This is a genomic window from Acinetobacter sp. AOR41_HL, from assembly GCF_027854645.1.
Lineage (GTDB): Bacteria > Pseudomonadota > Gammaproteobacteria > Pseudomonadales > Moraxellaceae > Acinetobacter > Acinetobacter nosocomialis.
This window is the reverse complement of record NZ_JAKTHZ010000037.1, coordinates 223,668-249,472: the sequence shown is the minus strand read 5'-3', so window position 1 is coordinate 249,472 and position 25,805 is coordinate 223,668. Positions and strand designations below refer to the sequence as shown.

General features: G+C 38.9%; 25 protein-coding genes and 1 riboswitch. Of the genes, 18 read left to right on the top strand and 7 right to left on the bottom strand.

Annotated elements, in window-relative coordinates:
* The 4 genes from MKL35_RS15315 to MKL35_RS15300 all read left to right on the top strand — a co-directional run bounded on the left by MKL35_RS15315 (position 1) and on the right by MKL35_RS15300 (position 3,486).
* Positions 1-1,191, top strand: coding sequence for an HlyD family type I secretion periplasmic adaptor subunit (locus tag MKL35_RS15315; protein WP_002051055.1), 1,191 nt, complete (start codon positions 1-3; stop codon positions 1,189-1,191).
* A 93-nt stretch (positions 1,192-1,284) separates the two neighbouring features.
* A complete protein-coding gene (locus MKL35_RS15310) occupies positions 1,285-1,884 on the top strand; it encodes an IMPACT family protein (protein WP_004709741.1) in 600 nt (199 codons plus the stop codon).
* A complete protein-coding gene (locus tag MKL35_RS15305; protein ID WP_017393719.1) occupies positions 1,877-2,488 on the top strand; it encodes a chloramphenicol acetyltransferase CAT in 612 nt (203 codons plus the stop codon). Before MKL35_RS15310 ends, MKL35_RS15305 begins: the two co-directional genes overlap by 8 nt.
* A gap of 155 nt (positions 2,489-2,643) precedes the next feature.
* The gene (locus MKL35_RS15300; protein WP_002051066.1) at positions 2,644-3,486 is read left to right on the top strand and encodes a universal stress protein; all 843 of its coding nucleotides are present in this window, start codon (positions 2,644-2,646) and stop codon (positions 3,484-3,486) included.
* A gap of 116 nt (positions 3,487-3,602) precedes the next feature.
* On the opposite strand, the gene MKL35_RS15295 is transcribed toward MKL35_RS15300, so the two are convergent.
* The 5 genes from MKL35_RS15295 to mutS form a co-directional block, all read right to left on the bottom strand.
* Positions 3,603-4,271, bottom strand: a complete 669-nt coding sequence (locus MKL35_RS15295; protein ID WP_002051063.1) for an O-methyltransferase — start codon at positions 4,269-4,271, stop codon at positions 3,603-3,605.
* Positions 4,272-4,470: 199 nt separating this feature from the next.
* Positions 4,471-5,193 (bottom strand): D-Ala-D-Ala carboxypeptidase family metallohydrolase, encoded by a 723-nt coding sequence (locus tag MKL35_RS15290; protein ID WP_174876286.1) that lies wholly within the window; start codon positions 5,191-5,193, stop codon positions 4,471-4,473.
* A gap of 132 nt (positions 5,194-5,325) precedes the next feature.
* On the bottom strand, positions 5,326-5,649 hold the full coding sequence (gene fdxA, locus MKL35_RS15285) for a ferredoxin FdxA (RefSeq protein ID WP_002051033.1): 324 nt from the start codon (positions 5,647-5,649) through the stop codon (positions 5,326-5,328).
* Between the two features lie 345 nt (positions 5,650-5,994).
* Positions 5,995-6,525: a GNAT family N-acetyltransferase gene (locus MKL35_RS15280; RefSeq protein WP_079378096.1), complete on the bottom strand. Its 531-nt coding sequence runs from the start codon at positions 6,523-6,525 to the stop codon at positions 5,995-5,997.
* A gap of 64 nt (positions 6,526-6,589) precedes the next feature.
* Positions 6,590-9,235 carry a DNA mismatch repair protein MutS gene (gene mutS, locus MKL35_RS15275; RefSeq protein WP_004709731.1) on the bottom strand — a complete coding sequence of 882 codons (2,646 nt, stop codon included), beginning with the start codon at positions 9,233-9,235 and terminating at the stop codon, positions 6,590-6,592.
* A gap of 502 nt (positions 9,236-9,737) precedes the next feature.
* Between mutS and MKL35_RS15270 the strand changes: the two genes are divergently transcribed.
* The 5 genes from MKL35_RS15270 to MKL35_RS15250 are packed head-to-tail and all read left to right on the top strand — an operon-like array spanning position 9,738 to position 14,520.
* Positions 9,738-10,502, top strand: coding sequence for an SDR family oxidoreductase (locus tag MKL35_RS15270; RefSeq protein WP_002051051.1), 765 nt, complete (start codon positions 9,738-9,740; stop codon positions 10,500-10,502).
* 12 nt (positions 10,503-10,514) lie between these two features.
* Entirely contained in the window at positions 10,515-11,270 is a 756-nt protein-coding gene (locus tag MKL35_RS15265; protein ID WP_002051054.1) for an SDR family NAD(P)-dependent oxidoreductase, read from the top strand.
* A 47-nt stretch (positions 11,271-11,317) separates the two neighbouring features.
* Entirely contained in the window at positions 11,318-12,226 is a 909-nt protein-coding gene (locus MKL35_RS15260) for an SDR family NAD(P)-dependent oxidoreductase (RefSeq protein ID WP_002051041.1), read from the top strand.
* 1 nt (position 12,227) lies between these two features.
* The gene (locus MKL35_RS15255) at positions 12,228-12,683 is read left to right on the top strand and encodes a MaoC family dehydratase (protein ID WP_002051036.1); all 456 of its coding nucleotides are present in this window, start codon (positions 12,228-12,230) and stop codon (positions 12,681-12,683) included.
* Positions 12,684-12,696: 13 nt separating this feature from the next.
* Positions 12,697-14,520, top strand: a complete 1,824-nt coding sequence (locus MKL35_RS15250; protein ID WP_032012116.1) for an acyl-CoA dehydrogenase — start codon at positions 12,697-12,699, stop codon at positions 14,518-14,520.
* Positions 14,521-14,676: 156 nt separating this feature from the next.
* On the opposite strand, the gene MKL35_RS15245 is transcribed toward MKL35_RS15250, so the two are convergent.
* Positions 14,677-15,588 carry a LysR family transcriptional regulator gene (locus tag MKL35_RS15245; RefSeq protein ID WP_004887938.1) on the bottom strand — a complete coding sequence of 304 codons (912 nt, stop codon included), beginning with the start codon at positions 15,586-15,588 and terminating at the stop codon, positions 14,677-14,679.
* 102 nt (positions 15,589-15,690) lie between these two features.
* Here MKL35_RS15245 and MKL35_RS15240 point away from each other — a divergent pair, with 102 nt between their 5' ends.
* The 8 genes from MKL35_RS15240 to MKL35_RS15200 all read left to right on the top strand — a co-directional run bounded on the left by MKL35_RS15240 (position 15,691) and on the right by MKL35_RS15200 (position 24,270).
* Positions 15,691-16,884 (top strand): MFS transporter, encoded by a 1,194-nt coding sequence (locus MKL35_RS15240; RefSeq protein ID WP_032012114.1) that lies wholly within the window; start codon positions 15,691-15,693, stop codon positions 16,882-16,884.
* Between the two features lie 61 nt (positions 16,885-16,945).
* Positions 16,946-17,123, top strand: a riboswitch (yybP-ykoY riboswitch).
* Positions 17,104-18,150, top strand: a complete 1,047-nt coding sequence (locus MKL35_RS15235) for a sodium:calcium antiporter (RefSeq protein WP_224272862.1) — start codon at positions 17,104-17,106, stop codon at positions 18,148-18,150. It overlaps the preceding riboswitch by 20 nt.
* Positions 18,151-18,515: 365 nt before the next feature.
* The gene (locus MKL35_RS15230) at positions 18,516-19,889 is read left to right on the top strand and encodes a putative bifunctional diguanylate cyclase/phosphodiesterase (RefSeq protein WP_032012113.1); all 1,374 of its coding nucleotides are present in this window, start codon (positions 18,516-18,518) and stop codon (positions 19,887-19,889) included.
* A 276-nt stretch (positions 19,890-20,165) separates the two neighbouring features.
* Positions 20,166-20,621, top strand: coding sequence for a hypothetical protein (locus MKL35_RS15225; protein WP_016805044.1), 456 nt, complete (start codon positions 20,166-20,168; stop codon positions 20,619-20,621).
* A gap of 180 nt (positions 20,622-20,801) precedes the next feature.
* The gene (locus MKL35_RS15220) at positions 20,802-21,038 is read left to right on the top strand and encodes a hypothetical protein (RefSeq protein WP_004709679.1); all 237 of its coding nucleotides are present in this window, start codon (positions 20,802-20,804) and stop codon (positions 21,036-21,038) included.
* 189 nt (positions 21,039-21,227) lie between these two features.
* On the top strand, positions 21,228-21,470 hold the full coding sequence (locus MKL35_RS15215; protein WP_032012112.1) for a CPCC family cysteine-rich protein: 243 nt from the start codon (positions 21,228-21,230) through the stop codon (positions 21,468-21,470).
* A 762-nt stretch (positions 21,471-22,232) separates the two neighbouring features.
* The gene (locus MKL35_RS15205; RefSeq protein WP_032012111.1) at positions 22,233-22,796 is read left to right on the top strand and encodes a TetR/AcrR family transcriptional regulator; all 564 of its coding nucleotides are present in this window, start codon (positions 22,233-22,235) and stop codon (positions 22,794-22,796) included.
* A gap of 169 nt (positions 22,797-22,965) precedes the next feature.
* Positions 22,966-24,270 (top strand): MFS transporter, encoded by a 1,305-nt coding sequence (locus MKL35_RS15200; RefSeq protein WP_032012110.1) that lies wholly within the window; start codon positions 22,966-22,968, stop codon positions 24,268-24,270.
* 93 nt (positions 24,271-24,363) lie between these two features.
* On the opposite strand, the gene MKL35_RS15195 is transcribed toward MKL35_RS15200, so the two are convergent.
* On the bottom strand, positions 24,364-24,801 hold the full coding sequence (locus MKL35_RS15195; protein WP_032012109.1) for a DUF2147 domain-containing protein: 438 nt from the start codon (positions 24,799-24,801) through the stop codon (positions 24,364-24,366).
* Between the two features lie 521 nt (positions 24,802-25,322).
* Here MKL35_RS15195 and MKL35_RS15190 point away from each other — a divergent pair.
* Positions 25,323-25,793 carry a Csu type fimbrial protein gene (locus tag MKL35_RS15190; protein ID WP_004709675.1) on the top strand — a complete coding sequence of 157 codons (471 nt, stop codon included), beginning with the start codon at positions 25,323-25,325 and terminating at the stop codon, positions 25,791-25,793.
* The last annotated feature ends 12 nt before the right edge of the window (positions 25,794-25,805 follow it).

Below are 25,805 nucleotides of genomic sequence, written 5' to 3'. Positions count from 1 at the left end.
ATGAGCGAACAACAACAAGAACTCACCCGTTCAATGAATGTATCTTATAGTGAACCACCATTACCACGTGCCAGTTTGGTCATTTGGATTGTGGGGATTGGACTCGTTATTTTCTTTATTTGGGCATGGTTTTTCCAATTAGAAGAAGTGTCTACAGGTACAGGTAAAGTCATTCCATCATCTAAAGAACAGGTTATTCAGTCTTTAGAAGGCGGTATTTTAACTAAATTAAATGTACAAGAAGGTGACATTGTTCAAAAAGGACAAATCCTTGCTCAGTTGGACCCGACTCGTTTTGCTTCGAATGTAGGTGAATCAAGATCTTTATTAATTGCGGCTCAGGCAACAGCGGCACGTTTGCGTGCAGAAGTGAATGGTACACCGTTGGTTTTTCCTGAAATTGTAGCGAAAGATCCGAAGCTTGTACGCGAAGAGACTGCTTTATATGAGTCTCGCAGAGCTGATTTACAGCAAACGCTTTCTGGCTTGAAGCAAGCATTACAGTTGGTTCAACAAGAATTAGCGATGACTGAACCTTTAGTTGCCAAAGGCGCTGCCAGTGAGGTTGAGGTTTTACGTTTACGCCGTGAAGCAAATGATTTGCAAAATAAAATGAACGATGCACGTAACCAATATTACGTTAAAGCACGTGAAGAGTTATCTAAAGCAAATACTGACACTCAAACTCAACAACAGGTCGTGATGGGCCGTAATGACAGTTTAGAGCGTGCCGTATTTAGAGCACCTGTACGCGGTGTTGTAAAAGAAATTACAGTAACAACTCATGGTGGTGTCGTTCCGCAAAATGGTAAGTTAATGACGATTGTTCCAATTGATGAACAGTTACTGATTGAAGCTCGCATTTTGCCACGTGACATTGCATTCATTCGCCCTGGTCAGGAAGCTTTAGTAAAGATTACAGCTTATGATTATTCAATTTATGGTGGTTTAAAAGGTAAAGTTACCGTTATTTCTCCAGACACGATTCGTGATGAAGTTAAACAGGATCAATTCTACTATCGCGTTTATATCCGAACTGATACAGACAAGCTCTACAATAAACAAGGTAAGGCTTTTGGTATTACACCGGGTATGGTGGCAACGGTAGATATTCGTACTGGTGAGAAAACTGTACTCGATTACTTGCTTAAACCATTTAATAAAGCGAAAGAAGCATTACGAGAAAGATAACAGAAGAAGCCCCGAAATTCGGGGCTTTTTTTATAGGTTCGCTTCTATTAATTTCACGTTATAATTTGATTTTTATTATGCTTTATTTAATTTATGGCTTTTACGATTGCAGCACCGGTTACATTTGAAGAAGAAATTAAAAAAAGTAGATTTCAGGCAATTGCTGCGCCAGTAGAAAATGAACAGCAAGTGAAAGAATTTTTAGAATTAAATAAAGATATATCGACCACCCATCAATGTTGGGCTTGGAAAATTGGGCATAATGTTCGCTTTAATGATGATGGTGAGCCATCAGGTACAGCAGGGCGTCCAATCCTGGCAACTATTGAAGGCAACGACTTAACTAATATTATCGTCATGGTGAACCGCTGGTATGGGGGTATAAAACTGGGAACTGGTGGTTTAGTACGGGCCTATGGCGGTTGTGCTGGGCAATCCTTATTGTTAGCTGAGCGAATTGAACTTATTGAAAAGAAGACCATTCACTTTTCTTGTCATTTTAATGAATGGGCTATTTTTCAATATGAGCTTACGCAGCAGCAAATTGATTTTCAGGAAACCTATACTGCAACAGGGGTAGATATTGAAGCTAGATTACAAATCCACCAGATTGAGCCACTTGCTTTAAAGCTCCGTGATGTCACTCGTGGCCGAGAAGAATTAAAGGTTGAGGAGGAGTTAGCAGATGACTGATTCCTTACTCAAATACCGTGAGCAACATAAGCACCGTTTAAATTATATGCCATGGCTATATTGGACTTTAAAGCCCAAACACCGTGCCTGGGCAGAAGAATGGCAAAAAGAATATCAGGCTTATTTAATGGATATGGAAACAGTCGAGATCGGGGAGAACTGTTTTATTTCACCGTTAGCCCATATTTTTGCCGAGCCGGGTCGGAAAATTAAGATTGGTGACAATTGTTTTATCGCGGCAGATTGTAGTTTACATGGACCGCTTGAGATTGGTAACGAAGTCGCTATTAACCACCACTGTATTTTAGATGGTGGCCGAGCTGGTATAAAACTACACGATCAAGTTCGTATTGCTGCTTATTGTCATCTATATGCCTTTGACCATGGTATGCAACTAGACCGTCCGCTATATCAACAGCCTGTTCGTTCACAGGGAATCGAAATTGAAAAAGATGTTTGGTTAGGCGCGCATGTGGGAATTAAAGACGGAATTAAAATTGGTAAACATGCTGTAGTTGGTATGAATAGTATGGTGACAAAAGATGTGAAGCCGTACCATATAGTGGGTGGAAACCCAGCAAAATTTATCCGTTTAAGAGAATAATACAGTCTTAAGAATGTAATAAAATGTTTGATCTTTAAACAAAAAAGTGGATTTTAATACATAAACCTTAACATACGGATTTTTATCTATGTTAAGTTAAAGCTAAGTTATAGAAAAATCTCCAAGGCAAATAGACCTGAAGAAGAGAGGCAAAAATGAACCGTGTTATTGCGTGTATTGACTCATCACCTTGTATTAATGCTATTGCAGATGCAGCGGCTTGGGTTGCGAAAGCAACTGGACGAGAGCTTGTGTTATTACAAATTCTAGATTACTACCCAGCAAGTTATCACTTAGGTGAAATAAGTGGTGTAATCGGCTTTGAAAGCAATGCAATGTTGCTTAAAGAGTTGGCTGAATTAGAGCAAAAACAAAGTGAACTCGCTTTGGATTACAGCAATAACTTACTCAGACATATCTCTGATCTAATTAAAGAAAAACACGGAATTACATGCTCCAAAATTCAGGAAAAAGGGGATTTTCTAGAGCAAAGTTTCAATCTCTTGCATGAAAACGATATTGTTATTTTAGGGCGGGTGGGTGAAAGGGCTGCCGAAAAGCATAAACCAATTGGTAGTAATGTTGAAAACTTCATTCGAGGCGCAAATTGCACGGTTCTGACTATTGGTGAAAACTTCAAAGTACCGACACGTTTTATATTTGCTTATGAATATTCTCCTACCTGTCAAAAAATGATGCGCCGTATTGCACAAAGTGATTTATTACGGACTTTACAGTGCCATTTAGTGTATGTGGGCGATCATCCTGAAATATTGAATGAACCAGAACATTTCCTTAAAGAAGCCGGCCTAGATGTCGTCACCGTTTACCGATATGGTGACGTTGCCCAGAATATTCTTGAGTACCAACAAGAACACGGTATTCAGATTATTGTGCTCGGTGCTTTCAGCCATAGCAAAATTCATCAGTTCTTCTTGGGAAGTATTGCAACGACCATATTCCGAAACGCGACTGTGCCATTACTTGTGGCTAAATGATGAGATCAGCATATAGTTATCCGCAAATCTTGTGGATAACTATATGGAAAAGCAGGGGTAATAAAAGTAATTATTTGATTATAAAAAATAAAATATAAAAGATGATTTTTTGATCACTATTTGACAATTGCAATCGCGAAGCCGTCATGACCTTTTGAGCCAACCGTTTGTAAAGCTGTACAAGACAGAATTTGCGGATGGTTTTCTAAAGCTTTAAAGGTTTCACGAATACCTTCAATACTCGGTTTTTTGTTTTCAGGATTCAAAATATCGCCCGCACGGATGACGTTGTCTAGCACGATAATCGTGCCTGATTTTGAGAACTTAAGGCTGAGTTCTAAATATTCCGGATAACCCTGTTTATCTGCATCAATGAAAATAAAATCGAAAGGCTCAATCGACTGTGGATCTATTGCTGAAAGTATATCGGCAGCACGGCCAGCTTTTAGTTCAACTTTTACAGGAAGATTCGCATGGTCGATATTTTTTTGAGCCATTTCTGCATGGGTATCGCGACCTTCAATGGTAAGCAAATAGCCATCTTCAGGCAGGGCACGTCCTAGCCAAATCGTACTGTAGGCAGCAAAAGTTCCAATTTCTAAAACTCGCTTACACTTATTCATCTGAATAAGCATTTGTAAAAACATGCCTTGGTTTGGAGCTACTGCAAGATGATTTGAAAAGCCGTGTTCGTCGGTATTTTTTAATGCAAAGTCGAGTCGGGGATCTTCGGGAATTAAATGTGAGTCGATATATTCGTCAATGTCTGTCCACAACTGCTGCATAGTCAAATTTACCTGTATATTGATAGGCGTATTTTAAACGTTTATGACTAGAGTGCAAAAATCTTCGGATTAAGAAATTTTGGTTGATTATAGAATGAGCAAATTGACAGTTAATTTAAGACGATTTCTTTATAAGGATAGTTAAAAAATTAAGAATAAAAACCCTCTTATACTTGAGTGTATAAGAGGATTTTTTATATTAGAAATTACACATGGAAGTATTACGGGTTAGGTCAGGTCCCCAAGTACGATAGCCTTGAGTATCAATATGGATTTGTCCTGAACTATATAAACCAATACCTAAGTTTAAACTTTGGCCATGTTGGGCCCAGAACTGACACAATTTAAACTTGGTATTTTCAATAAAAGCATAGTCTTGCGGTTGTGGAACTTCTGGTCCAATACGGAAATCGATGGCAGAGTTAAACAAATGTTTAGAAGAACTTGCACCACCAGCACATTGGTTTAAAGGTAAGTCACGATAAACCGAAGTCACTTCAAAGTCGGTTAAAACTTTTGCAGCAATTAAATATTTAAAGACGCGTAAGGTCGATAAAGAGTTATTCCAAAGTTCACGGTTTGGAACAGCATATTCTGAACTGCCACATTTTTGCCAATCGCGAGCTGATCTTAATAATTCAAAACTTGGTACGATGCCAGCAACATCATGACGCGCTAGAAATTTTTCGTATTCGCGTACACGTTCATAATGATCGCCAGTATTTAACCAAGCACGATAAGAAGCAGGCTCAACTTTAGGTGGAATTGGACGTTCGATAATAACGCGTTCTTGAGGAATAAAGATGCGTTTACCACTTGGAGAGGTTTTGCCTGTTGTTGTGTGTTGGGGAGAGCTGGCGCAACCTACCATAACCGCAGGGATTATGCATAGGGGCAGCAGACTCTGCAAAAACTTCCGCATAAGAAAAATCAAAAGCTTAATAAATATTGCGCCTATTTTAATGCAAAACAGTGCACAAATTACGAGGAATTTGCAATGAAATGTTTGAATAGGGTATAAAAAAGATCAGCGGTTGCTGATCTTTTTTTGAAATTATTTTTCTAGATACTGTAACTTATCTGGTTTGCCGTTCCATTCTTCACGGTCAGCAGGTTGATCGCCAATTTGAGTAATGTTAGGCCATTTTTGAGAAAGTTCAGCATTTAACTCAATAAATACTTCCTGACCTTCTGGTAACTCATCTTCAGAGAAAATTGCATTTGCAGGGCATTCTGGTTCACATAATGCGCAGTCAATACATTCATCCGGATTAATCACTAGGAAATTCGGACCTTCGTAAAAACAGTCTACAGGACAAACTTCTACGCAATCTTGGTATTTACATTTAATACAATTTTCAGTGACAACAAAGGTCATGGCGACAGCTACCTAAAAAATATGGTTTCATTTCGAATAGCTTATTTTAGGCAAAAAAGGGGTAAACAAACAATTGCTTTTATTGATATTGTTTATTTATACATATGAAGATAAGTTAAAACTTTGATATTAAAAGGAATGTTCTGGTCTTAAGATTGGTCGGATTATAAAATTGAGATAAAAATATATTTTTAAAAACAAAAGGTTAAATAAATTTTTTCTGATGGGTTTAAATGTCATTTGGGTCAAGGTATCTATTTGATTAGATACCGTAAATACGACTCTTGCGTTTAAATTCTGCTTTTATGCTGCTTTTATAGCTAAAAAATCCTTGAATTATGGGTCTTAAAGCATACAAAGCAAATGAATGTCTTCGGGTTCTAGCTCCCATAATTCTCGATCTGGATGTTTTAATACTGTCGCACCATGTTTTATATAAAAGTCGACTGTACGTTTACTTGGAGTGGCTGAAATATAAAGTTGATGAGCGCCCAATTGCTTGGTTGACTCTTTGGCTGCTTGCATCAGCTTTGCGCCAATACCTTGGCCTTGTTGATCGGCATCGACATAAAAATATTGCAGTAATTTTGCATTGGGATAGTCAGTAATGATTTGATTCGATACGACACTAATGCCCACTAGCTGTTCAGCCGTATTAAAAGCACCTACAAATGAAGCACCTTGTTGATAGAGTTCTTTTAATTTTGGTGGGTCATTTTCTAAATGATAGGCATCCCAATTTTTAACATCATAAAAACAATCTGTTAATTCGAGTTGATCTTGTTTTTGTATGTAGAGTTGGGTAATCAGTTCACGTCGACTAATGTGTTGCCAAATTAAATCGATCTCTTTGTATTGTAGTGGCCTTAAGAAAATAGAAATTTTATTCTCCTCAAAGTAAGAGCAAACATGCCCATAGACATGTTTGCTCAATCAATAATTATGATTTAAGCGCAGCTTTTAGCTCGTAAAGTTGTTCAAGTGCTTGGCGAGGTGTCAAGTTGTCGACTTCAATTTGCTTAAGTAAGTCTAGGGCAGGTGAAGGCACTTCGATTTCAATCACTTTCTCTATGACTTGAGTATTGGTTTTAGCTTCCGAATCTAAAGTTGCAAACAAATCATCTTGTACACTGGTTTGTAAGTGTTGCTGTTGTTGCTTCTCTAAAATACGTAAACGCTTTTGAGCTTCTTTAATGACATTAGCAGGAATACCCGCTAATTTCGCAACTTGTAAACCATGACTTTGGCTTGCAGGTCCTTGTTGAACTTTATGCAATAAAATCAGGTTGCCATTTAACTCTTGGGCAGTAACGTGGTAGTTATCAATACCTGCTTCACTCCCTAACTCTGTCAATTCGAAATAGTGAGTTGCAAACAAGCACAGACATTTAACACGCTTCGTTAAGTCAACCACGCAAGCCCATGCTAAAGAAAGACCATCGTAGGTACTCGTTCCGCGGCCAACTTCATCCATTAACACCAAAGACTGATTCGTTGCATGGTGCAAGATTTGTGAAGTTTCAGTCATCTCAACCATAAAGGTCGATTTGCCCGTCGATAAGTCATCGGCTGAACCAATACGGGTAAAAATACGGTCGATTGGGCCAAGTTTGGCAGCTCGTGCCGGAACGTAACTACCGCAGTAAGCAAGCAAACTGATTAATGCGGTTTGACGCATAAAGGTAGACTTACCGCCCATGTTTGGGCCGGTAATAATTGCCATACGGTGCTGGGCATCAAGGAACGTATCATTTGGTGTAAAGGGCGCTTTACTTAATGCTTCAACCACAGGGTGACGGCCACCTTGAATTTTGATACCCGTTTCTGGTGTAAATTCAGGGCGTGCCCAGTTGTTTAAACGCGCTTGATGAGCAAAGTTTGCAATTACATCAATTTGCGCGATTGCTGAACTCATCATTTGTAGATGCGCAATATTTTCACGAAGGTTTTCAAGTAAAGCTTCAAATAACGCTTTTTCACGTGCTAATGCACGAGACTCACTTGATAAAACTTTATCTTCAAAGCTTTTTAGTTCAGGCGTAATGTAGCGCTCGGCATTTTTTAAGGTTTGACGGCGAATATAATCGGCAGGGGCTTGCTCAGCTTGAGCGCGAGTGAGTTCAATGTAGTAACCACTCACACGGTTATAACCGATTTTTAAGGTATTGATGCCGGTACGTTCACGTTCTTTTATTTCTAAATCAATCAGGAATTGGCCTGCATGATCACGAATTTGGCGTAATTCATCGAGTTCGGCATCGTAACCTTCTGCAATTACATTGCCATCACGAAGTAATACCGGTGGGTTTTCAACAATGGCTGCCATTAAATGCTGGTGCAACGATTTAAAATCACCCAGTTCTTGATCAAGCTGTCCCAATAACTTGGATTTCTTCGCTTGTACAACAGGTGCTAAAGCATTTCTTAAAAATGGAATTTGTGCACAAGCGTGACGAAGCTGAACTAAGTCACGTGGTCGTGCGCTACCAAGCGCAACACGGCTAAGAACACGTTCGATATCACCAATTTCTTTAAGCACTAAACGAACCGGACTTTCATGGTAGCCCTGAATTAACTGTTCAATTGCATCTAAACGGGCATCAAGCAACGCGGTATCACGGACAGGTTGCATGAGTGTACGGCTGAGTAAACGGCCACCCATTGCCGTTTGGCAATCGTTCACCAGTTGGAATAATGATGTGCCGTGTTCAAACAAAGGTTCAATAATTTCTAAATTACGGCGCGTGATTGGGTCGAGCGCAATAAAGTCAGTGCTTTGTTCCAAAAGAATTGAACGAATATGTGGTAACGCCGTTTTTTGGGTTTCTTTGGCATAGTGAATTAAAGCCGCAGCAGCAGCTTTAGCCAAAGGTAGCGGGTCTAAACCAAAACCAGAAAGCGTCGATACAGAGAACTGGTCACATAAGGTTTTTTGTGCGTTGTTTAAATTAAAATCGACATTTGGGCGCTTGGTTACTGGGCAATCTAAATGCTTTTTAATTTGTTCGATAATATTTGGGTCAACCAGATCTTCATCAATTAAAATTTCACTTGGCATGAGGCGTGCCAGTTCAATTGGAAGTTGTTCCGGTTTGTAGTCTTGTTGTTGAACTTTAAAAATACCCGCACTTAAGTCGAGTAAAGCAAAACCGATCTGGTTTTGATGGATGCATAGCGCCACAAGGTTAGAAGACTGATAACTTGTGAGTAGGGCATCGTCAGTTAATGTACCAGGGGTAAGAATACGAACAACTTTACGCTCAACAGGACCTTTGCCTGTGACTTCACCCACTTGTTCACAAATGGCTACAGTGCGTCCTGCTTTGACCAAACGTGCCAGATAACCTTCGGCTGAATGGTAGGGAACGCCCGCCATTGGAATTGGGTTGCCATTTGCTTTACCACGATGGGTTAGGGTAATTCCTAAAAGTTTGGCTGCTAAATGAGCGTCTTCAAAGAACAGTTCGTAAAAGTCGCCCATACGATAAAACAGCAACGCATGTTGATAGTCTTTTTTGACTTTGAGATATTGCTGCATCATTGGAGTGTGGTTAGAGAGATCAGCCATGATTTCAGCGCTATTCATGCGTAAAAAACCCTTAAAAAAACGAAAAATTTACTTTTGGCTAATGAGCCAATTTCAAGTTTTTAAAAAATGAATGTAATTCAAGAAAAGTACAATAACTGGATGAATCTTAGAACCAGCATCCCTAGTATAAAGTGTTTTCAGACCATTCCAGCGGTGCAATGGTAACAAATTTGAGTTATTGAAAAAAAGAGTAGTGAACTATTGAAATAATTGAACATTGTAAAGATGTGTTGAAAACAAAACTTAAGCTTAAAAGACAATTTTCTTGAACATAAGTTTAACCTTATAAGAGAAAAGAAACATACATATTAATTTTATGCATAGTTGAATATTCAAATAATTCATTTTATTCATTGTTGTAGGTTGGGTATGTTTATAAACGTCGTACCAGCAATCTTATATGTTCGATAGCAAATAAAAACTCGTTTCCAAAACTGATAGGCAAACACAAGAATTTAAAAGCCCAACAGTAAAATAGACCAAGCTCAGGAGTAAAAATATGCCAACCAATTTATTTGATTTAACAGGAAAAATCGCATTAATAACTGGTGCAAGTCGTGGGATTGGTGAAGAAATTGCAAAACTTTTAGCTGAGTATGGCGCACATGTCATTGTCTCGAGTAGAAAAATTGATGATTGCCAAGCGGTTGCCGATCAAATTATTCAGGCAGGTGGTAAGGCAGAAGCGTTTGCATGTCATGTAGGTTCAATGGAGGATATTACGGCTATTTTTGATCATATCCGTTCTAAGCATGGGCGTTTGGATATTCTAGTCAATAATGCTGCAGCAAACCCTTACTATGGCCACATTCTTGATACAGACCTTGCGGCATATAACAAAACGGTTGAGGTCAATATTCGTGGTTATTTCTTTATGTCGATTGAAGCTGGAAAGCTGATGCGAGCCCAAGGTAGTGGTGCGATTGTGAACACCGCTTCTGTGAATGCATTACAACCAGGCGACCGCCAAGCTATTTATTCAATTACCAAAGCAGCCGTGGTGAATATGACGAAAGCGTTTGCCAAAGAATGCGGCCCTTTAGGGATTCGTGTTAATGCGATACTCCCAGGTCTAACCAAAACCAAATTTGCTGGCGCCCTATTTAGCAATGAAGAGGTATATAACCGTTGGTTACAAGAAATCCCATTACGCCGTCATGCGGAGCCACGTGAAATGGCTGGAACGGTTTTATATCTTGTCTCTGATGCAGCAAGTTATACCAATGGTGAATGTATTGTGGTTGATGGTGGTTTAACCATTTAAGGGCGGGTAGCAATGTACGATCAGTATTCAGATCAAGTGGTCTTAATCACAGGCGCGGCGAGTGGATTTGGTGCACTACTGGCCCAGCAACTGGCAGAACACGGAGCAAAATTAGTCTTGGGAGATCGCAATATCGCAGGGCTGAATGCAGTGGTTGAACCGTTACAACAAGCGGGTATACAAGTAATTTCGCAGGCTTGTGATGTTAGTCTTGAAGCAGAAGTACAGGCATTGGTACAAAGTGCGGTGGATCATTTCGGTAGAATTGATGTCAGTATAAATAATGCGGGTATGAGTCCGCCAATGAAAAGCTTTATTGATACCAATGAGGCAGATTTGGACTTGAGTTTTGCTGTAAATGCCAAAGGCGTATTTTTTGGAATGAAGCATCAAATTCGGCAAATGCTACAACAAGGTGGTGGCGTTATTCTAAATGTTGCTTCTATTGCAGGTTTAGGTGCAGCTCCAAAACTGGCAGCTTATTCGGCAGCAAAACATGCAGTCGTGGGTTTAACCAAAACAGCAGCAGTGGAATATGCAAATAAAGGGATTCGGGTCAATGCAATTTGTCCATTTTATACCACTACACCGATGGTGCTCGACAGTGAACTGAACGCAAAACAAGACTTTCTGGCACAGGCTTCTCCGATGAAGCGTCTTGCCCATCCAAGTGAAGTTGTTGCAATGATGCTGATGATGTGCGCTAAAGAAAATTCATATCTCACAGGTCAGGCCATTGCAATTGATGGTGGTGTTACGGCTTATTAAATACTTATTAAGAACAAAATATTAATAAATCTATTTAGGAAAAAACTATGACAATCAATTTAACCAACCGTGTTGCAATTGTTACAGGTGCCGGTGCAGGCTTAGGACGTGAGCATGCGCTATTACTGGCTCGTTTAGGCGCAAAAGTTGTAGTCAATGATTTAGGCAGTGATGTACATGGCAATGGCGGATCAACTTCAGCTGCACAGAAAGTGGTTGATGAAATCATTGCAGCCGGCGGTGAGGCGATCGCCAATGGTGCTTCAGTCACCGATGCGGAGCAAGTCCAGCGTATGGTCGATGACACTATGGCCCGTTGGGGACGCATTGATATTTTAGTCAATAATGCGGGCATTTTGCGTGATAAAACCTTTAGCAAAATGACGTTGGAAGATTTTCGGCTAGTGATCGATGTGCATTTGATGGGTGCTGTGAACTGCACTAAAGCAGTTTGGGAAATCATGCGCGAGCAGAAATATGGTCGTATTGTCATGACCACATCATCATCGGGTTTATACGGAAACTTTGGTCAGTCTAACTATAGTGCTGCAAAAATGGCTTTAGTAGGATTAATGCAAACCTTAGGCTTAGAAGGTGAAAAATATAACATTCGAGTCAATTGTATTGCTCCAACAGCAGCAACCCGAATGCTGGAAGGCTTGTTACCAGAAACCTCACTCGAAGCACTTGCACCAAGTGCAGTTAGTCCAGCGATTGCTGTATTAGTCAGCGAAGAAGCCCCTAATAAAATGATTATTTGTGCAGGGGCCGGAAGTTTTGAAGCTGCACATATTACCTTGACCCAAGGCATTCATTTAGGAACTGGCGATGAGGTAGCGCATAGCTTGGTACAGCATTTAAGTGAGCTTAGTGATCGTACCAATGAAATCGTTCCTACGATGGGCGCAGCGCAAGGCAATTTAGAGTTGCAAAAAGCGGGTTTAAGCGGGGACTAACATGAGCATAGTGACGATTGAGCAACTGTTTGACTTGCAAGATAAAGAACTAGGTGTCTCTAATTGGTTGACCATTGACCAAACCATGATTAATGCTTTTGCGGATGTTACGCGAGATTGGCAATTCATCCATATTGATACCGAAAAAGCCAAGCAAACTCCATTTGGGGGCACGATTGCTCATGGTTTTTTGACTTTATCTTTACTATCGGCCATGGCGGCTGAAGTATTGCCCTCTGTAGAGGGACAAACCTCATCGGTAAACTATGGCATGAATAATTTACGCTTTCTAAGCCCTGTGCCGAGCGGACATCGTGTACGGGGAAGATTTAGCTTAAAACAAATCATAGAAAAAAGAGCGGGAAGCTATCAGTTGACTTTAGGTGTAACAGTTGAAATTGAAAACCACCCCAAACCAGCGCTCGTTGCCGAATGGTTAACGCTGATGAATTTTTAATTGGGAGAACCGTGTGAATAATGAAATGATTCTTTCTCGACAGGATGTCGATTTCTTACTGTTTGATTGGCTTAACATTGAAGCACTCAATCAGCGTCCTCGTTTTGCAGGGCAAGAGCGTAGTGATTATGCGGCAGTATTGAATGTATATGAAGACTTGGCAACTGATCTTTTTGCACCCCACAATAAAAAAAATGATAGCCATGAACCTAGCTTTGATGGTGAGCGTGTAACTGTTAATCCAGAGGTAAGTGTCGCCTTAAAAGCCTTTGCAGATGCAGGTTTGATGAGCACAGCTTTTTCTACTGAATGGAACGGAATGAGTTTACCCAATACCATTGAACGAGCAGGTATGGCTTACCTGATGGGTGCAAATCCGGGTACGACAGGCTACGCTTTTTTAACAATTGGTAATGCAAACTTATTGATGGCTCATGGAGACCCTAAAAAAGTAAAGCCATATATTGATGCCATGATTGCAGGTGACTGCTTTGGTACGATGTGCTTATCTGAACCACAGGCCGGATCTAGTTTGGGAGATATTCGGACACGTGCAGTGCCAACAGCCGACGGACGTTACCGTTTATTTGGCAATAAAATGTGGATTTCAGGTGGTGAGCACGATATTTCAGGCAATATTGTTCATTTGGTTCTGGCCAAAATTCCAGATGAACACGGGAAATTACCTGCCGGCGTACAAGGCATTTCGCTATTTACCGTACCTCGAAAATTAGTTGATGAGCAGGGGAATATAGGTGAGCGCAATGATGTTGCTTTGGCCGGAATCAACCATAAAATGGGCTACCGTGGTACCGTCAACTGTGTATTAAATTTTGGTGAAGGTCGTTATACACCAGAAGGAGAAGCAGGCGCCATTGGTGAGCTTGTTGGCGAAGCTGGCAAAGGGCTTTCTTATATGTTCCATATGATGAATGAGGCCCGAATTTCAGTTGGTCTGGGCGCAGCCGCCTTAGGATATACAGGTTATTTGCATGCACTGGACTATGCAAAAAACCGTTTACAAGGCCGCTCTCGTAGTGAACGTGATCCGAGTTCTCCACAAATTCCAATTATTCAACATGCAGATGTGCGCCGTATGCTTTTGGCACAAAAATCATATGCCTCTGGAGCACTTGCACTTTGTTTGTATGCTGCAAAATTAACAGATGATATTCACTCTCTTGAAGATAGCGAGCAACAGAAAAAGGCACAACTACTCCTCGATTTACTTACACCTGTGGTAAAAAGCTGGTCATCAGAATGGGGACTCGTGGCCAATGATTTAGCTATTCAAGTACATGGGGGATATGGTTATACCCGTGAATACAATGTAGAGCAGTTCTATCGGGACAACCGACTCAATCCAATTCATGAAGGTACATTTGGCATTCAGGCGATGGATTTACTCGGACGCAAAACACGGATCAATGATGGTCTTGCGATGCACGTTTTGAACGAAAAAATCACAGGAACAATTGCTCAAGCTCAGTCAATAGCAGCATTACAGCGCCATGCCAATACTCTTGCTCAGACATGGCAACGGGTTCAGGAGGTAACGGCAGCATTACATGCTATTAAGGATATGGATATGCAATTGGCAAACGCTGCCAATTATTTAGAAGCATTTGGACATTTGGTGGTTGGTTGGTTATGGCTGGATCAGGCAATAACCCTTCATGAAAATCTAGCCACTTCATCAGCAACAGATTTTTTAAATGGCAAGTTAGCTGCCTGTGATTATTTTTTTGGTTGGGAAATGCCTAAAATTTACAGTTGGCTCGCTGTTCTTGATCCAATTGAAACTACGCCATTAAATATGCCGGAAGCTTGGTTTTAATCACCAAAATTAATCTCATTTATACTTCATTACGCTGACCATAAGCGTAATGAAGTTATGATTTTTAATAACTTTGGTATAACAGTATTAGATAAACAAACTCAAAGCCATATAGTGAAATATATTGGTTTGGACTTGTTTGTGGAAAGCCCAAGTTTATAAAGAAATATGACTCAATTTTTGATGTATGAAGTCAATGAGCGCTCTTGTTTTAGCGGGTAAGTAACGACGATTTGAATACAGTGCGAATAACTGCAAAGGGGCTGCCTTTTGTTCAAACTCAATCTCGACTAGCCGTCCGTCGCTAATGTAGGGTTGGCAAGTTTGTTTCGATAGAATTGCAAAACCGATACCTGCTACAGCAGCTTGTCCTGCCATCTCTCCGCTGTTTACTCGATAATGTCCTTTAACCTTAATGGCCTCGAATTCCCCCTTTTTATTGACAAATTGCCAAGGAGCACCTTTGAGTGCACTAACTGTTGTAATACAGGGTAACTCTTCAAATTGCTCGATACGAGTAGGGGTGCCATAACGCTGAATGAGAGAAGGGGCTGCAACAATGGTGCAAGGGATAGTCACTAGATGACGAGCGATGTAGTCACTGTTATCCATCTGACCGCGGCTAATAATAATAGCTAAATCCAAATCATCTCGCAGAGATTCAAAACCCGACAAATTTGTGACACAGCTGATTTCTAAGTCTGGATACTGACAAGCGAACTCGGCAATCACAGAACCTAGCAATGCAGGGCCTATTTCGTTGGGAATACAGATCCGTAAAGGACCTTTAAGCTGCATTTGCCGCAACGTTAACTCTGTCTCCGTTTGCTCAAGTGCTTCGAGTAATGGCTTTGCTCTGGTATAGAGTAGCTGCCCTGCCTGAGTGAGTTTCATATGTCGGGTGCTGCGCTCAATGAGCTGAAGATCGAGTTTTTCTTCTAACTGAGAAATGCAGCGACTCACGTTTGATGTTGGCATTTCAAGCAGTTTCGATGCACCCACAAAACTTTCTTTTTCAACCACAGCAATGAATACTTTCAGGGTATTAAAATCTAGAGCCGGACGCATCAATTGTCCCATATTTGATAATAATAAAAGCCATTTCTACCATATAATCAATACTATTGATAGCAGTTAAACTCGGACATCTTTTATCTATAGGTTACTGCGATGTCCCTAGCCACACAGACGTTTAATTATAAAGTCCTCATGCGGATAGCCACTGTAATTGCTTTCGTCCAGTTCACGAATGCACTGGAATATATGGTGTTCAATCCTATTTTTGTTTTTATGGCGACAGATTTCGCAGTGCCAGTATCATTCTCAGGTTATGTTTCAGGGATGTATACGCTTGGCGCCGTTCTTTCAGGACTTATTGCTTTTTACTGGATTGATCATTTCAATAAAAAGCGGTTTTTGATTATTAATATGGCGCTACTAGGTCTACTCACACTTTTGACTACCTGCACATCCAGTTTTAGTCTGCTACTTGCACTTCGATTTTGTGCAGGGTTGGTCGGCGGTACCACAATGGGAGTGGCTATAAGTATATTAATAAACAACGCACCGCCTAATTTACGAGGAAAAATGTTAGCGACAGTGATTGCATCATTTTCAATAGTAAGTATTGTCGGAATGCCTACCATATTATTTCTATGCACTCACTATGGTTGGCATGTGGCTTTGTGGCTCATAAGCGCATTCTGTGTGTTGGCATTGCCATTAATTGTATCCATTATACCCAAAGACCAAGTCTATTTAGATACGCCTCGTGCGCTGCCTCTGGATATGAACACATTATTGTTCGCCTCTGCTAATGCACTCGTACAGTTTAGTCCTATGCTGATTATTCCTATTTTGGCACCCTTAATGATTCAGCAGTTGGGTGCTTCACAAAATCTATTGCCTTGGCTTTTTTTCAGTGGAGGTGTTATAGGTTACCTATCTACAAAAATTACAGGAGTATTAACTTCTCGTTTTTCTGCTTTAGTGCTAGGTACAGGTTCAACCATTGTTTTTATACTGAGTTTGCTAATACCAATGCTAGGCTATCAGCATGCAGCGTTATTTATTAGTTTATTTCTCGGTGCATCTTACAGCCGTTTGGTGTCATGTTCAGTACTTACGATTCAGTTTCCTAACGACCAACAACGAGCTGGATTTTCTTCATTACAGACATCCATCATGTATTTAATGACAACCGTTGCATTTTTCTTATCTGCTTTTTTATTGCCTGAACAGGGTATGACGCCACAAAGTGTAAATACGTTACTAGCGATATGTGCAATTTCAGCAGCAGGGTTCCCAGTTCTTGTGATTGTTCTGCAAAAGAAACTGGCTAAACGTTTTCATGTCTTTTTATAAGCTCTTGTGATTTTGTCTGACTATCTTTGTAGAGTTACGTTTAAATCACTGGTAAACTTCACCCATTGTCATTGGGGAGTAGCCATTCCTAGTACCCAGCTAGGAAGACCACGTCAACAAACTTGAGATGAGTATCTCATGGCGTGTTCAGCCACTGTATATACAGTATGAGCTAGGCGAGACCTTTGGCCGCAACGTGCTTTGCTAGTCGGGCGAGGCGTGTTGACGCGCCAATGGTTTCTTATTCGCCCGGCTGGAACTATTCCTATGCTCCTCACTTTTATCTTATTCTTTGTGTCCGCCGCAGCGATTTATCTCGCCTGTGAATATTTCGTCAATGGTATCGAATGGTTCGGTAAGCGCCTTAATCTAGGTGCAACTGCAGTAGGTTCCGTACTCGCAGCTTTCGGTACAGCCTTACCTGAAAGTGCAGTCACTTTCATGGCGGTCGTATTTGGTAATACCCCAGAGCAAAAAGATCTTGGTGTTGGAGCTGCAATGGGTGGCCCATTGGTTCTAGCGACTTTAGGTTATGCCGTAGTCGGTCTGGTATTAATTCTTCATCGTAAAAAGTTAGCTCGAACTTCACATAAAGTACAAGTTGATTACGTCCGTTTAAGCCGAGACCAAGTCTCTTTTCTTGTCATCTTTGTTTTAAAAGTAGCACTTGGTTTAGTCGCATTTGCCATTAAGCCGTGGTTAGGTGTGCTATTTTTAGCAGCTTATGCAGCTTATGTTTGGCGTGAGATTAAGGAAGCTGACACATCTGCCGATGAAGAAGAACTTGAACCTCTCAAGTTTCGTCCAAATACCGCCGAACCATCCCTAGGGTGGGCTGGTCTGCAAGTACTGCTGGCTTTAGTAGTAATTAGTATCGCTTCACATACTTTCGTTGCTCAGCTTGAAGCGATTGGTACAGCATTAAGTTGGCCACCGCATCTGGTTGCTTTGTTGCTTAGTCCGGTTGCGACCGAATTACCCGAAATTATGAATGCGTTGATTTGGGTGCGCCAAGGTAAAGAGCGTTTGGCTTTAGCGAATATTTCTGGTGCCATGATGATTCAGGCCACCATACCAAGTGCACTAGGTATTTTCTTTACGCCGTGGCGCTTTGATACATTGCTATTAGCATCTGGCATTATTACTGCACTAGCCATTGTGTTCCTGTGGAATTTATTCCGCCGTGGTGCAGTCGATGATCGATCATTGGTTGCAGTCAGTGCACTGTACGGTGTTTTTGCAATTCTTGTTGTGATTTATCTCTAACACATATTCATGAGCTGGACGGTTTTGCAGCCGATCCAGCTATTTTTATGCCTATATGGCAGGTCGGCTTATGCGCTTACGGTGGGTGATAAAGATGACAATACAGAAAATTCTTTAGAATTCGCCTAATTTTTCACGAGTTAGGGACTGTACCTAAGTCGCAGAGGCATGTATCGTTAGATCATGATACTTTAAAATTATAAGGTGTTTAAAAAGCAGTATCGTTCAAGTGACCTAATAGGCTTTACTACTACGATAGAATAATACCTAATATCAAAATAATGATTACAAATAATAAAGGACGAAAATATTACGCTTTATTGGTAAACATTGAAATGGAGTATCAATGACCAAGTTGGGGGTCTTTGAAGAAATATTTTACGGTTGATTTATTTATGATAGCTTCGTCTTACTTTAAAAAACGCAAAAAAAATTACCGTACTGTAAAGGACCAACAGCTTACAATTGCAGCCAAAGCCAATATCTTCATTTGTATTATTTTTTGTTTGTTTTGGACCATTTATTTTGCATTTGCAAACCTATGGCTCATTGTTTACATAGATATTACTTTCACATTAATTTCCATATTTAGTCTTTTTCTCATTTATATAAACCGGATTTCAGCGGGTATACTTTTATCGCAAATGGTTTTACTGGTTTTTCCGGTCATCTTTTGCTTATTTTTTGATATTGCTACACCTCATCGGCCTCAAGTCGCTCACTTGTTTTTACCAGCCGGAGCAATATTGGGGTATTTAAATTACCGCAGAGACCCAAGCTTTTTACAAATTCTTTTAATTTTATTGTCGATTGGATGCTTTATATTTTTTAGCGCGACCTCTTTTACTCTCAATAGTGCAGCACCTTTACCTGAAGATATTCGTAATCATGGCGGATGGATTGCAACTGGTGTTGCTACGCTGATGATTTGTATTTCAATTTATACCATGCAATTAGAGATACAAATCGAAAATAGCATGGTACATGACTTACGTTCGGCACTTGCTAAAGAACAGTTTGAACTTTTTTATCAACCGCAAATCAATTCATCTGAAACGCTAATAGGTGCTGAAGCCCTGTTAAGATGGCACCATCCAACTTTAGGATATATACCTACTCAAGACTTTATTCCGGCAGCACAAACGTTTGGGTTAATGCCAGAGATAGGAGAATGGGTATTAGTTGAAGCCTGCAAAGTTTTGCAAGACTGGAGCAAAAAAGAAGAAACTAAAGATCTTACACTTTCAATTAATATTAGCGCCGATCATTTTATGCAGCCACTTTTTGAGCAAACCGTGACAGGTATGGTTCAAAAATATGACATAAATCCATCTCGGCTCATTTTAGAAATTACTGAAAATATTGCCTTAAATAATTGTGCAAGCATGATCGAAAAAATGAATTTCTTGTCTAGACATGGCATTCAGCTTTCACTTGATGATTTTGGCACAGGGTACTCATCTTTAAGCTATTTACAAAAAATGCCTATGAGTCAAATCAAGATTGATCGAAGTTTTGTACAAGCTGCTTTGGATGATAAGCGTAGCAATAAACTGGTCACAGGTATTATTAAAATCGGTTTAGACTTAAACCTTCGTGTGCTTGTAGAAGGAATAGAAACGACTGAACAATTTAACGCTTTTAAAAGTAATGGCTGTACTGAATTTCAGGGCTATTTATGGGGCTGTCCGATGCCTTTAAATGACTTTATTAAACAGTTGCCATATTTTCATAAGTAGTTGAAAAATTAATTAATAGAAAGTATAGAAGATAAAGGTATATTATTTTATTAATGATAAAAATCACGCAATCCAATGTTATATGAGCTTTTTTTATATTACAAAATTAAAAAAAGCTTAAAGCAAAACAAAAAATGGTCATTTATTAACTAATTTTTAACAAATAATTAACAATAGTTACTTGTTGTTACATAAGATTACAAGTTGAAATATAACTTGAAGCATACTTACTTTGAAAGACACCTAACACCGCTTCAAAGATAAGGAAAAACCTTAATGCCACAATACTTAGCTATTGCAGAAAGTGTGTATAGGAAAGTTAAAGACGTTGAGCTTTTTTCAGATGACACTATTGAAAATCTTAATAATTTAATGATTTTTATACGTAAAGAGATCACGGGGAGTGTATTCAAATTAAAGTATAACTACATTGATTTCGAAGAAGCTTTAACAAAACCGTTAAGTGAATGTAAAGTAAAAATAGATGTTAGCCTTATTCCACACCATAGTATGGAAGACGAATATATTTTATGGCTAGCTGGATTTGTTGAAAAAATTACGGAGGGTGGGCCCAAACCGCCACCACCAATTAAGAAATATATTCCTGAATTTATTAGTCTCGAATCAGAACTAGATTTTTTAACTGTTCCAAAGGAAAAGTTTTTAAATGAAGGCGAAGAAATTACCGACTATTTTAATTCAGAAGCATTTACCAAAACTGTGAAAAAGTAATGGTTGAGTGTACTTATAAAAAACCGTCTAATCGCGGTTTTTTTTATTGGGTTAAAAACGAATAAGTAAGCCTATTTTTGCTTAGTAAACTTTACACTCCAGTACAGATCATCTATTGATACGAGTTATACATTTATGTATTACTTTAAATTCCAGTACTACAATAAAAAGGAATTTATTATGAAGTACATTAAGTATATTTTCGCCGCATTAGTCATCGCGCTTTCTGCTCCAACCTTTGCAAAAGGCCACGCTTACCACGGCTCACATCATGGTTATGGACATGCTTATCACGGCAGTCATTATGGTAAAGCTTATGCTTATCGTGGTAATCATCATGGTAAGGGCTACTATCATAATAAAGCCCATGGCGATCATGGGTCTGATATGCATAGCCACGGACGTGGTCATATGTAATTCAACTCACTACAAAAATCCCGCAATAGGCTGCGGGATTTTTTATGGCTTGATCTCACCAATAATAGCTATAAAAAGTTTTAGTCTTGAATGTTAAAAATAAAGATTACATTTATGAGTTATCCATAAAATGTACTTAAATCTACTGATGGTATAATTTATTGATGTAGATAACGATAGGAGAAAATAGTGTCTTACGCATGTCCATGCTGTGGTTATCTTACATTTGATGACTTACCCTCTGGTTCGTTTGAAATCTGCGCAGTTTGTTTTTGGGAAGATGACAATGTCCAGAATGAAGATCCTGATTATATGGGAGGAGCAAATGGTATTAGCTTAAATATGGCTAAGCAAAATTTTCAATTATTTGGAGCAATAAAAAAAGAATTGATACCATATGTCCGTAAACCGCTTGAAGAAGAAACTTCCTGATAAATAAATATATTTGTATAAATGGGATGAAATAAACTTATATATTTATATTTCCTATTATGAAATTAATATCTATGCGGTTAATTAAATTTATGATTTTTTATAAAATTTGAATCAATTTATTTGAAATCTTTAAAGCAGAAATAATAGTCATTTGGTCTTATGAGGGGAGTTTATAAACCCTAATTTAACAATAATTCACTCATTATTTATCCTTACTTTTTAATACGTTATTTTAAAGCAAATGTCATTTTGTGTGCTTGACTGTAAGAAGCTTGGACACTATCCTTTGCCTGCTGGCCACATTGCCAGTCGGTTTTAGCAGACCGTGATGAAAGATCGCATCAGAGTTATTCCGTCTGAGGGATACTCTTATGTGTAAACTCCTAGTCTCCTCCCGTAGCGGTAGGACGGGAGAGGGACACCTTCGGGTGTGCTGGTTATATCTTTCACCAGTCTGCTAACCCTCTTCCGTTCTGCCACCATAATTTTAATGTCTGGCAGAACTCCCAATAAAAAGGAGTTGGCTTTGCACATCCATTATTTCTTGGCAGCCCATGCCAAAAGCTATAACGACACAGCTTAAAAATTAAAGCAGCTTGAACGCCCTAAGGTTTTCAGGCCGTAAGTCATTTTTATTTAAAACTTAGCAACAACAAAACTTGAGATGTGCCAAGCACAGTCTTTACGGCTTTGCTATGCCTTTTTTCTCCCAAAAAAGTATCTCGTTTAGAAACAACAAGAATTTATAACGGTAAAACTATGCCAAATTATTTAGAAATCTCTTCCAAAAAACTACACATTATTCGAACGGCTATTGGTTTATTTACCACTTATGGATTTCACACCGCAGGTGTAGATCTGATTGCCAAACAGTGCGAAGTACCCAAGGCGACGCTATATAACTATTTTCGTTCAAAAGAAGGGCTGATTGAAATGTGTATTGCCTTTCAGAAAAGCCTGCTTAAAGAAGAGGTGCTCGCCATTATCTATTCAAGCCATTACCGCACACCCATTGATAAGCTCAAAGAAATCGTGGTTTTACATGTTAACTCTAACAGCCTGTACCACTTATTACTTAAAGCTTTTTTTGAAATTAAAGTGGTTTACCCGCAGGCTTATCGTATGGCAGTTGAGTATAGAAAATGGCTGACCCGTGAAATTTTTGAACTGATTTTTAGCTTAGAAATGAGTGTATTAAAACCCGACGCTGACATGGTTTTAAACTTAATAGATGGCTTAATGTTTGAGTTTTTAAGTACAGATAGTGTGGAAAACAGGGATATGGCGATGGACTGCTTTTTTAAACCTATTTGTTTGAAGTAAACGAGTTATTTAAATAAAGGGGAATATGGTTTGCTTGATTGTTATCAGATGAGCAGACCATAGACGCCGTGAGATGAGGTGTGTTATTTTATTTACGCTAATCGTAAATCGATTACGAATATCGTAAAAATGGAATTAATTTAAAGCGCGTCATGGAGAAGGGAATACCATGAAAGAAGTTGCATTAAGTGATTTGATCAATCAGCAGAAAGTTGGGCGTTATCAAAAATTTATTCTGGTCACCTGTTTATTGCTGATGATTATGGATGGTTATGACATTCAGTCCATGGCTTACGCTGCTCCAATGATTATAGAAGACTGGGGCGTTCAAAAAACCATGCTCGGCGTTGTGTTTAGCGCAAGCTTATTTGGCTTATTTGTCGGATCATTTTTATTAAGTTCACTTTCTGATCGTTTTGGCCGCCGTCCTATACTGCTCATCTCGACCTTTATGTTTTCGATATTAATGTTGTTAACACCACATGTAGGCAATATCGAGCAATTGACCGTAATTCGCTTTATTACAGGAGTTTTTTTAGGCGGTATCATGCCAAATGTGATGGCTTATAGCTCCGAAATTGTTCCATATAAATCTCGTATTTTTACCATGATGGTTATATCTTGTGGTTATACGGTTGGGGCAATGCTAGGGGGCGGTATATCAGCCTTATTGGTTCCTTGGGGCGGTTGGCAGTCGATTTTCTATTTTGGCGGAATTATCCCTTTAATTATTTTCTTTATTACATTCTTTAAAATGCCAGAGTCTTTATATTTTTTGAGTGAAGACAACAAAAACACCCCTAAAATTTTATTTTGGTTAAAGAAGTTTTATCCCGCACTAACGTTTAATTCAGAAATAAAAATCATTAATAACACTGAAGTTGAGGTTAAAAAGTCGCCGCTAGAGTTGTTTAAAAATAAGCGTGCGTTTTTTACCTATTCCATCTGGATCATCAGTATTTTAAACATGATCAGCCTTTATTTCCTGTCGAACTGGCTACCGACTTTGGCCAAAGAGTCAGGGCTTTCATTGAATCAGGCATTAATGATCGGATCCACCCTACAATTAGGCGGTACGATTGGTAGTGTTGTGATGGGCCTTAAAATTGATAAGACTGGATTTTATAAAGTATTAATTCCTGTTTTTTTGGTCGCAGTAATTAGTGTTGCTTTAATTGGCTATGCTGTTAGCCATATCGTTTTATTGTTTATTATTATTTTTATTGCTGGCTTTGCCATTGTTGGTGGGCAACCTGCCATTAATGCTCTTTCTGCCAGTTATTACCCAGTTTCACTTCGTACTACAGGGGTGGGTTGGAGTATTGGAATTGCCCGTTTGGGTTCGGTTATTGGGCCGTTATTTGGCGGGTATCTTTCTCAATTTCTGGTCATTACCCATTTATTTGTGATTGCTGCAATCCCTTCGTTACTTGTGATTATCACACTGATCATTCAGGCTAAATACCGATCATAACACTGTCTACATATATAATTTTTACATTACATATAGACCGTCTTTATGATCGGTGAGTAGCTAAAGAGCGTTGGTCAAAAGCTACTTTATGAATTATTTAACTCGGTACCATGTTTGGTTTCGACCAATTGCAGAAATACCAATATAGCCACGCGCAGTAAGTTTTTCGCCATCTGGTGATACAGTTACACTAAAGCGATAGGTTGTGTCTGACTGTGGGTCAAGAATAGACCCTTTGTCATATTTGTTTTGACCAACATTTTTTAAATTTTTGACAATGGTTAAACCAATTAAAGATTTGTTTTTATAAGTACCTTCACACATCGTACATTTATTGGCCTCACTTGTAACAAGGATTTTTTCAATATTTGCAGTGAGAAGACCGTTTTTATCTTCGCTAAACTTTACCAAAGCTCTAGGTTGATGGGTTTCATCATCAATGGTTTTCCAAACAGTGCCATTGAGTTTGTCCGAAGCAAAGGAATGAATCGAATAAAAGCTAAGTAAAATTAATAATAAATATTTTTTCATATCAATGATTTCTCGAATTAAAAGTGGAGGGTTTTAAAGGCTTTAGAGATGCATTTTAAATTTAACATTACAGTTCTATAAGTATTAAATCTATAAGCACAAACAATATTAAGTTTTATAAAATATTTTCTATTATATTATTTTTATCGGTTTTTTATGTAGTGGCTAAAATAGTCAGAATTATTGGGTTTTTAGGCAGTCTTTCATTGGGTATTAAGTAAACAATATGCAGCTCAGATCAGACAATCGGTTTTTAAAAATAATTAGAAAAAGTGCCAAAAGAAATTAATTTATAGTGGATGAAAATAAAAAATATTAACTACTTTTTAAACTAAATAAATTACGTTTAATTCATCACAAATTATAAGATTAATATGAAAATCATGTGATTATTATCGATTGACAGTAGGCGATATTAAGTTTTATAACTAAAAGACCCTGAAACTGTTTCTTTAGTAAAACAGAAAAATGACAATATAAAGATGAGTAGAAAATAGAACAAAAAAAGATAAGGAGAAGAAATGAAAGTCATTAAGTACGCCTTATTTTCCCTTATGGGAATGCTGATAATAAATAGCGCACATGCTGGAAATGCATCTACCTCATTAAAAGTGAGTTTAACCATTGTAGACACTTGCGAAGTTTCAACCCAAGGAAATCTAGATTTTGGTACAGTTGTACGTGCGCAGCCAGTTTCAGCTACAAGAACCGATGTTTCTGTCCAATGCAGCAAAAATACACCGTATCAAGTCGCCGTCACCTCAGACAATAACTTTGAGCTTAAGTCTGCTGCAAGCACAGCTTCTGTGGCATATGTCCTGTATCAGGATGCTGGTCATACTCAAATTTGGGGCGGGGCAGGAAGTAAAATACACTCAGGTGTTGCAACGGGAATGAAAGAAAATATTCCTATACATGGGGTAATTACATCAAGTACCAATGTTCAGGCTACAAAGTATGAGGATTGGGTGCGCGTAAATGTTGTTTATTAATTGCAGCTCGCC

Bases quoted from the DNA above. Each gene is read 5' to 3' on its own strand.
- MKL35_RS15200 (WP_032012110.1), top strand. From the start codon at position 22,966: ATGAAAGAAGTTGCATTAAGTGATTTGATCAATCAGCAGAAAGTTGGG.
- MKL35_RS15305 (WP_017393719.1), top strand. From the start codon at position 1,877: ATGACTGATTCCTTACTCAAATACCGTGAGCAACATAAGCACCGTTTA.
- MKL35_RS15225 (WP_016805044.1), top strand. From the start codon at position 20,166: ATGCCACAATACTTAGCTATTGCAGAAAGTGTGTATAGGAAAGTTAAA.
- MKL35_RS15245 (WP_004887938.1), bottom strand. From the start codon at position 15,588: ATGCGTCCGGCTCTAGATTTTAATACCCTGAAAGTATTCATTGCTGTG.
- MKL35_RS15195 (WP_032012109.1), bottom strand. From the start codon at position 24,801: ATGAAAAAATATTTATTATTAATTTTACTTAGCTTTTATTCGATTCAT.
- MKL35_RS15190 (WP_004709675.1), top strand. From the start codon at position 25,323: ATGAAAGTCATTAAGTACGCCTTATTTTCCCTTATGGGAATGCTGATA.
- MKL35_RS15260 (WP_002051041.1), top strand. From the start codon at position 11,318: ATGACAATCAATTTAACCAACCGTGTTGCAATTGTTACAGGTGCCGGT.
- MKL35_RS15220 (WP_004709679.1), top strand. From the start codon at position 20,802: ATGAAGTACATTAAGTATATTTTCGCCGCATTAGTCATCGCGCTTTCT.
- MKL35_RS15295 (WP_002051063.1), bottom strand. From the start codon at position 4,271: ATGCAGCAGTTGTGGACAGACATTGACGAATATATCGACTCACATTTA.
- MKL35_RS15270 (WP_002051051.1), top strand. From the start codon at position 9,738: ATGCCAACCAATTTATTTGATTTAACAGGAAAAATCGCATTAATAACT.
- MKL35_RS15300 (WP_002051066.1), top strand. From the start codon at position 2,644: ATGAACCGTGTTATTGCGTGTATTGACTCATCACCTTGTATTAATGCT.
- MKL35_RS15205 (WP_032012111.1), top strand. From the start codon at position 22,233: ATGCCAAATTATTTAGAAATCTCTTCCAAAAAACTACACATTATTCGA.
- MKL35_RS15240 (WP_032012114.1), top strand. From the start codon at position 15,691: ATGTCCCTAGCCACACAGACGTTTAATTATAAAGTCCTCATGCGGATA.
- MKL35_RS15265 (WP_002051054.1), top strand. From the start codon at position 10,515: ATGTACGATCAGTATTCAGATCAAGTGGTCTTAATCACAGGCGCGGCG.
- fdxA (WP_002051033.1), bottom strand. From the start codon at position 5,649: ATGACCTTTGTTGTCACTGAAAATTGTATTAAATGTAAATACCAAGAT.
- MKL35_RS15310 (WP_004709741.1), top strand. From the start codon at position 1,285: ATGGCTTTTACGATTGCAGCACCGGTTACATTTGAAGAAGAAATTAAA.
- mutS (WP_004709731.1), bottom strand. From the start codon at position 9,235: ATGAATAGCGCTGAAATCATGGCTGATCTCTCTAACCACACTCCAATG.
- MKL35_RS15290 (WP_174876286.1), bottom strand. From the start codon at position 5,193: ATGCGGAAGTTTTTGCAGAGTCTGCTGCCCCTATGCATAATCCCTGCG.
- MKL35_RS15315 (WP_002051055.1), top strand. From the start codon at position 1: ATGAGCGAACAACAACAAGAACTCACCCGTTCAATGAATGTATCTTAT.
- MKL35_RS15255 (WP_002051036.1), top strand. From the start codon at position 12,228: ATGAGCATAGTGACGATTGAGCAACTGTTTGACTTGCAAGATAAAGAA.